5 protein-coding genes are annotated in these 7,517 nt (G+C 71.4%); 3 read left to right on the top strand and 2 right to left on the bottom strand.

Annotation, left to right across the window (positions count from 1 at the left end):
- The first annotated feature begins 182 nt into the window (after positions 1-182).
- Positions 183-1,922 (top strand): N-acyl-D-amino-acid deacylase family protein, encoded by a 1,740-nt coding sequence (locus tag ACWGIU_RS23520; protein WP_453708770.1) that lies wholly within the window; start codon positions 183-185, stop codon positions 1,920-1,922.
- The gene (locus tag ACWGIU_RS23515; protein WP_453708768.1) at positions 1,919-3,388 is read left to right on the top strand and encodes an aldehyde dehydrogenase family protein; all 1,470 of its coding nucleotides are present in this window, start codon (positions 1,919-1,921) and stop codon (positions 3,386-3,388) included. Before ACWGIU_RS23520 ends, ACWGIU_RS23515 begins: the two co-directional genes overlap by 4 nt.
- A 69-nt stretch (positions 3,389-3,457) precedes the next feature.
- On the opposite strand, the gene ACWGIU_RS23510 is transcribed toward ACWGIU_RS23515, so the two are convergent.
- On the bottom strand, positions 3,458-4,546 hold the full coding sequence (locus tag ACWGIU_RS23510; protein WP_453708766.1) for a DNA alkylation repair protein: 1,089 nt from the start codon (positions 4,544-4,546) through the stop codon (positions 3,458-3,460).
- 64 nt (positions 4,547-4,610) lie between these two features.
- Complete coding sequence (locus ACWGIU_RS23505) at positions 4,611-5,309, bottom strand: hypothetical protein (RefSeq protein ID WP_453708764.1); 699 nt, start codon at positions 5,307-5,309, stop codon at positions 4,611-4,613.
- 335 nt (positions 5,310-5,644) lie between these two features.
- Between ACWGIU_RS23505 and ACWGIU_RS23500 the strand changes: the two genes are divergently transcribed.
- Positions 5,645-7,210, top strand: coding sequence for an APC family permease (locus ACWGIU_RS23500; protein WP_453708762.1), 1,566 nt, complete (start codon positions 5,645-5,647; stop codon positions 7,208-7,210).
- The last annotated feature ends 307 nt before the right edge of the window (positions 7,211-7,517 follow it).

The raw sequence follows: 7,517 nt of genomic DNA, 5'->3' as shown, positions 1-7,517 counted from the left end.
GCCCCATCCGGCCTCGCCGGCCATCTCCAGCCTCGCCGGCGTTTGAGGCAGGGGGCACCTCCCGGCGGAGCCGGGTTTCCCGGGGCGCCGCCCAGGACCCCGCGCCTCGAACGCCCGCGAGGCCGAACGCGGACGGAGCCCCAGCAGGCCGACCGCGAGGCGCACACGGCAGAGAGGACGTCATGCTCGACCACCTGATCAAGGGCGCGACCGTAGTGGACGGCACCGGTGCCCCCGCCCGCGTCGCGGACGTGGGGATACGCGACGGCCGGATCGCGGCGATAGCCGCACCCGGCACCATCACCGAAGAGGCCCGCACCACCGAGGACGCCACGGGGCTGGTCCTCACCCCCGGCTTCGTCGACCCGCACACGCACTACGACGCCCAGCTCTTCTGGGACCCCTACGCCACACCCTCCATGAACCACGGCGTGACCACCGTCGTCGGCGGCAACTGCGGCTTCACCCTGGCCCCGCTCAACCCGGCCCGCCCCGAAGACGCCGACTACACCCGCCGCATGATGAGCAAGGTCGAGGGCATGGCCCTCAAGGCCCTGGAGGAGGGCGTCGACTGGACCTGGTCCACCTTCGGCGAGTACCTCGACGCCCTGGAGGGCCGGATCGCCGTCAACGCCGGCTTCATGGTCGGCCACTGCGCGCTGCGCCGGCACGTGATGGGCGAGGACGCCGTCGGCGGCCGGCCCACCCCCGAGCAGATGCAGCAGATGCTCGACCTCTTCCACGACGCCATGAACGCCGGTGCCTGGGGGCTGTCCACCACCCAGTCCTCGACCCACTCCGACGGTTCCGGCGCCCCCGTGGCCTCCCGCCACGCCCGCCCCGCCGAGCTGCTCGCCCTGTCGAAGGCGGTCGCCGAACACGAGGGCACCCAGCTGGAGGCGATCGTCGCCGGCTGCCTCGACCAGTTCTCGGACGACGAGATCGACCTCTTCGTGGAGATGAGCGCCGCCGCCGGCCGGCCCCTGAACTGGAACGTCCTCACCATCGACGCCTCCGTCCCCGAACGGGTCCCGCGCCAGCTGATCCCCAGCGAGCGCGCCCGCAAGGCCGGCGGCCGCATCGTCGCGCTGACGATGCCCATCCTCACCCCCATGAACATGTCGCTCGGGACCTTCTGCGCGCTCAACCTCATCCCCGGCTGGGGCGAGGTCCTCGGCCTGCCCGTCCCCGAGCGGATCGAAAAGCTCCGCGACGCCGACGTACGCGCCGAGATGCTGCGCCGCGCCGACAGCAAGGAAGCCGGTGTCTTCCGCCGCCTCGCCCACTTCGGGCGCTACGTCATAGGCGACACGTACAGCAAGGAGAACGAGGGCCTCTCCGGCCGGGTCGTGAACGACATCGCCGCCGAACGCGGCCAGGACCCCTTCCACTGCCTGGTGGAGATCTGCGCCAACGACGACCTGCGCACGGTGCTCTGGCCGATGCCCACCGACAACGACCCGGCCAGCTGGGCCCTGCGCCAGGAGACCTGGCAGCACGAGGACGTCATGCTCGGCGGATCCGACGCCGGCGCGCACCTGGACCGGATGTGCGGAGCCCCGTACACGACCCGCTTCCTCGGGGACTGCCTGCGCGGCCGCAAGCTGGTGCCGCTGGAGCAGGCCGTACGGATGCTCACCGACGACCCGGCCCGGCTGTTCGGGCTGCGCGAGCGCGGCCGCCTCGCCGAGGGCTTCCACGCCGACCTGGTCCTCTTCGACCCGGAGCGGATCGAGGCCGGTCCCGCGACCCTGGTCCACGATCTGCCCGGCGACAGCCCGCGGCTGGACGCGCGGGCCATCGGCATCGTCTCGGTACGGATCAACGGCGTGGAGACCGTCCGCGACGACGGGGTGACGGGGGCCGTTCCGGGCATCGTGCTCCGGTCCGGCCGGGACACGAGGACGGTGAGCACCCGATGACCGGCGTGCAGCAGACGCTCTACATCGGCGGCGAGCGGGTGGAGCCCGCGGGCGGCCACTACGAGGTGATCGACCCGGCGGACGAATCGGTCGTCGGGCTCGCGCCCGAGGCCTCGCGCGCCCAGGTCGAGGAGGCGGCGCGCGCCGCGGCGGAAGCCTTCGAGGGCTGGTCCCGTACGACGCCCGAGGCACGCGCGGCGATCCTCGACCGGGCCGCGGACATCATGCAGCGGGAGTACGAGCCGTGGGCGGTCCTGGCCCGGCAGGAGACGGGCGCGCCGACCGGCATCGCGCGCGGCATGCAGGTCGGGGTCGGCGTCACCCGCTTCCGGCGGTACGCGAAGGGCGCGCTCGAACCGGTCGAGAAGGGTTTGCCCCCGCAGGTCACCGAGGCCGGACCGATGGGACGGGCGAGCATCCTGGGCGCGCTGGAGGTGCGCCAGCCGGTCGGCGTGGTCACCTGCATCACCTCCTACAACAACCCGTGGGCGAATGCGGCGGGCAAGGTGGCCCCGGCCCTGGCCATGGGCAACACGGTGGTGGTCAAGCCGGCGCCGCAGGACCCGCTGTCGGTGTTCCGGATGGCGGACGCCCTGCACGAGGCCGGAGTACCGGCGGGCGTGGTGAACGTCGTCAACGGGCAGTCGGTGGAGGTCGGCGAGGCCGCGGTGGACTCGCCGTACGTGGACATGGTGTCCTTCACCGGCTCCACGGCCGTCGGGCAGCGCATCGCGGAGGTCTGCGGCCGGTCCATGAAGCGGCAGCTGATGGAGCTGGGCGGCAAGGGCGCGGCCATCGTCTTCGAGGACGCGGACCTGGACGCCGCGGTGATGGGGATCGGGACGACCTTCTCGTTCTACTCCGGGCAGATCTGCACGGCCCCGACCCGGGTGATCGCCCACCGGTCCGTCCACGACCGGCTGATCGAGAAGCTGACCGGCTACCTGGCCTTCATGAAGGTGGGCGATCCGGCGCAGGCCGGCACGGTGGTCGGCCCGGTGATCTCGGCGGCGCACCGCGACCGGGTGGAGTCGTACATCGAGCTGGGGAAGAAGGAGGGCGCGCGGATCGCGTACGGCGGCGAGCGCCCGGTGGTCGGCGACGGCCGGGGCTTCTACGTGGCCCCGACCCTGCTGGTCGACTGCACCAACGACATGCGGGTGGTCCGTGAGGAGATCTTCGGCCCGGTGGTCGTGGTGGTCCCCTTCGACGGGGGCGAGGACGAGGCCGTCGCGCTGGCCAACGACAGCGACTTCGGGCTGCTGAGCTATGTGTGGTCCGGGGATTCGGCGCGCGCGTTCCGCGTGGCGCGGCGGCTGCGGTCGGGCGGGGTCGGGGTGAACACCATCGGCCGCAACATGGAGGCACCCTTCGGCGGCTTCAAGTGCAGCGGGGTGGGCCGGGACGTCGGCTCGTACGCCCTGCACGCCTACAGCGAGACCCAGTCGATCGTCTGGACGGGCTGAGGTACGGCTGTGGCCGGCCGGGAGCCCCCGGCCGGCCGCGGCATCGCGTTCCCGAGGCGTCAGGCGGGGTCAGGACGCGTCCAGCGAGAACGGGGCCTCGCCGCGAACCCGGCCGTTGATCTGGAGCTGCACCAGGTGCTCGCCCGAGTGGTAGCGGCGGGTGGTGATGGGCTTGAAGGAGTGGCGCTTGGTGCCGCCGAGGGTTTCGCCGGGGGCCAGGGCGCGGGTGACGAGTTTGAACACCTTGGGGGTCCGGGTGCCGTTGGCCTTCGTGTGGTGGACGACGTAGTCGATGACCAACTGCGCCGGAAGCGGCCCGGTGTTGGTGACCGTCCAGTCGAAGACGAGGTACTCGCCGACGGCGACCCGCGGGTCGGCGACGACCGGGCCGCTCACCGTGACCGGCACGTCGGGGGAGTGGCCGAGGAGGATCAGCGCCTCGGGCCGGCCGGCCTTGATCAGGGTGCGCAGTCCGTGGCGTACGACACGGTCGGTCGTGGCCTCGGGCTCCGCCAGCCAGCGGGCCGCGGTCTCGACCGCGAGCGCGGGGTGGTCGCGGCCGATGTCGTTGAGGTGGTTGGAGACGGAGCGGCGGACGTATTCGGACCCGTCGCGGTACAGGGCGTCCAGCACGGGAAGAGCCGGGCGCGGGTCGGCGACGAAGGCGGGCAGCTGCGGGGCCCACGGCAGCCGGGGCCGGGTGCCCTCGCTGGCGAGGCGGCGCACGTGCGGGTCCGGGTCGTCCGTCCACTTCTGTACGACGGCCAGGGCGCGGTCCGGGTCGGCGCGCAGGAAGGGCCGTACGGCGGACTCGGCGGTGAGCCGAGAGGTGAGGTCGTGCAGCAGGTCCAGCCCGGGCTCGAACACCTCCAGCCCGCGGACGGCGACGGCCTCACCGACCGGGAAGGTCATCCAGCCCTCGAAGCCGGGCCGGTCGAGGGCGGTGCGTACGACGGTCTCGAAGGCGGGCCATGCGTCGGGAAGGTCGTCGAGCACGGCGTCGCGGACGGCGGCGACGCGGCCGCTGAAGGTCAGCCCGTCAAGGGCGTCGGCGCGGGCGCGCAAGGCCGGTGAGGACCGGCGGCCGCCCGCGCGGGCGAGCAGCCGGGCCAAGGTGGTGACGGTGTCCGCGCTGAGGAGTTCATCGGCCGTGGGCATGGGGCCAGTCTCGCCGATGACGCCCCGGTCCGGTGGCCGGTCCCGGGACTCATGGCGCCGGCCCCTACTCGTCCTTGTAGTAGTCGGTGAGGACGCAGCCCTTCACCAGGGCCGGCTCCTTGCGGTAGCCGCTCGGCGGCTTGAAGTCGGGGTGGCAGTTCAGCATGAGCAGTCCGGCCTGCGGCTGCAGCAGGGCGCTCATGGCGTCCGAGCTCTCGGACCCCATGGCGAAGTCCTGGCCGACGACGATGCCCTGGTTGGGATTCCCGCCGCCGCTCTTGGCGTCGATCTGGGCCTTGAAGGCGGTCTGGAAGGCCTTGGGGTCCTTGATCAGGACGATGGTGGTGATGCCCCGCCTGCCGCAGTAGCCGGTCTCGGTGACGGAGAAGGCCGGGCCGAACTTGGTGTCCGGACCCTCGCTCGGCTTGCCGCCGGCGGGGGTGAGGCTGACCGGGTCGCACGGGGTGTAGCCGTTGATGAAGCGGGCGGCCGCGGCCATGGTGCCCGCCTTGGGGAGCTTCTGGAAGGCCGTCCCGTCCTTGGGCGCGTTCCCGTTGACCCCGCCGTTCTTGGTGGGGTTCTCCAGGGTGCCCTCGTGGGGGCCGCCGTCGGTGACCGCGCCGGTGCCGCTGTCCGCGCCGGGGCCGCCGATGACCGGCGAGGCGCTGCCGCTCCCGTCTCCGCCGCAGGCGGTGAGGGTGAGCAGGGCGGCGACGGCCGTGGCCGATGCCATGAGTGCTTGGGTGGTGCTGGTGGTGCGCATGCGCGTCTTCGTCCCCCGTGTTAATGACCTTGGACGGCGGCGACTCTAGGGCGACGGTCATGTCCACGGCAAACCCACACGCACCCCTGTCACCGCCGGCCACCGCAAAGTCACGACGGAAACTTTGAAAAAGTGCAAAGCGGACATGGCTGCGATTTCCGCATACCGAAAGGGTCTCTGCCGAGCCTGCTGAAGCGTGGATGCGTGCCCGAATGAACCTTGTATTGCGTGCGTGTGAAGTGCCTTGGTCTCAGGATTCGAAGGCGTCCGGGGCCTTGGCGTTCCGGACTTCGATCTTCCGTATGTGGAAAGCGCAGCATCTAACGTCCTGACTCATGACTCAGCTGGACGTTCGGCCTCGGGCCGGAGACACGGTAAGCGGCGTCGCCGAGGGCGACGTTCGCGGCAAGGGCCTCGGCAAGGGGTCCGTCGGACTGGTCGGAAGCGCCGTCATCGGCGTCTCCACCGTCGCCCCGGTCTACTGCCTGACCTCGACCCTCGGCTCCACCGCCGGTGAGGTCGGCATGCAGATGCCCGCGATCTTCCTCGCCGGTTTCCTCCCGATGCTCCTGGTCGCCTTCGCCTACCGCGAGCTCAACAAGGCCATGCCGGACTGCGGCACCTCCTTCACCTGGACCGTCAAGGCCTTCGGCCCGCGGATCGGCTGGATGTGCGGCTGGGGCCTGGTGATCGCCACGATCATCGTGCTTTCCAACCTCGCGGGCGTCGCCACCTCGTACTTCTGGTTGCTGGCCGGCGAGATCACGAACAATCCGTCGATCGCCGCCCTCGACGACAACAAGCTCGTCCACATCGCCACCTGCCTCACCCTGATCGCCGTCGCGACCGCCATCAGCTACCGCGGCATGACCGCCACCAAGGGCGTCCAGTACGCCCTGGTCGGCCTCCAGCTCGTCGTGCTCGCGATCTTCGTCGCCATGGCCTTCCAGAAGGCCTCCGCCGGCACCTTCGACACCGGCCTCGACTTCTCCTGGTCCTGGATGAACCCCTTCGCGGTCGAGTCGATGGCGGCCTTCACGGCCGGACTCTCGCTCTCGATCTTCATGTACTGGGGCTGGGACGCGTGCCTGGCCACCAACGAGGAGACCACCGGCTCGACCAAGACCCCCGGCCGCGCCTCGCTCATCGCGATGGTCGTCCTGGTCGGCTCCTACCTGGCCACCGGCATCGCCGCCCAGATGGCCGTCGGCTCCGGCGGCGAGGGCCTCGGCCTCGCCAACGAGGAGACCTCGGGCAACGTCTTCGCCGCCCTCGCCGGCCCCGTCATGGGCCCGGTCCTCGGCATCCTGCTCTTCGTGGCCGTCCTGGCCTCCGCCGCGGCCTCCCTGCAGACCACCTTCATCCCGGTGGCCCGTACGGTCCTCGCCATGTCCACGTACGAGGCCCTGCCGCCCTCGTACGCCAAGGTCCACCCGCGCTTCAAGACCCCGGGCCGCGCCACCGTCATGGCGGGCGTCGCGACCGGCGTCTTCTACACCGTGATGACCCTGGTCAGCGAGAACGTCCTCACCGACACGATCTTCGCGCTCGGCCTGATGATCTGCTTCTACTACGCACTGACGGCCTTCGCCTGTGTCTGGTACTTCCGCGGCGAGCTGCGCCGCTCCGCCCGCGACCTGTTCTTCAAGGGCGTCTTCCCGGTCCTGGGCGGCGTGCTGCTGGCCGCGGTCTTCTTCAAGACCCTCTACGACGCCTGGGACCCGTCCTACGGCTCCGGCTCCACGCTCCCGGGCCTCGACGTCGGCAACGTCTTCGTCATCGGCGTCGGCCTGCTGGCCCTCGGCCTGGTGATCATGTTCGTCACCGAGCGCCGCAGCCCGGCCTTCTTCCGCGGCGAGGTCCTGACGAAGTCCACCCCGTCCCTGGTGGTAGAGGACTGACCGTCCCCGCGCTCCCGCGTCCCACCCGCTGAGTCACGCCCACGGCCCCGGATCGATTCCCCCGATCCGGGGCCGCGGGCGTTCGCGGCCCCTTCGACGTGGTGCGGACGGTGACCCGGGGCGTGGCGGGGTCGTTGGGCGGGGCATGAATGCCTTGAAGCGCACCCTCGCCACCCTGATCGTCTCCGGCGGAGCCCTCGCACTCGTCCCCGTCGCCGCGCACGCCGACGAGCCCGCCGATCAGGCACCCCCGGTCGTCGGCCGCGTCGTCGACATCGTCGACCACCCGACCCAGGCCGTCCAGGAC

This window comes from Streptomyces sp. NPDC054840 (genome assembly GCF_053611065.1).
Note: the sequence above shows the minus strand (reverse complement) of the source record. Positions and strands in the feature narration are given on the sequence as shown.

Coding starts and splice junctions, on each gene's coding strand:
- ACWGIU_RS23505 (WP_453708764.1), bottom strand. CDS start 5,309: ATGCGCACCACCAGCACCACCCAAGCACTCATGGCATCGGCCACGGCC.
- ACWGIU_RS23515 (WP_453708768.1), top strand. CDS start 1,919: ATGACCGGCGTGCAGCAGACGCTCTACATCGGCGGCGAGCGGGTGGAG.
- ACWGIU_RS23500 (WP_453708762.1), top strand. CDS start 5,645: ATGACTCAGCTGGACGTTCGGCCTCGGGCCGGAGACACGGTAAGCGGC.
- ACWGIU_RS23510 (WP_453708766.1), bottom strand. CDS start 4,546: ATGCCCACGGCCGATGAACTCCTCAGCGCGGACACCGTCACCACCTTG.
- ACWGIU_RS23520 (WP_453708770.1), top strand. CDS start 183: ATGCTCGACCACCTGATCAAGGGCGCGACCGTAGTGGACGGCACCGGT.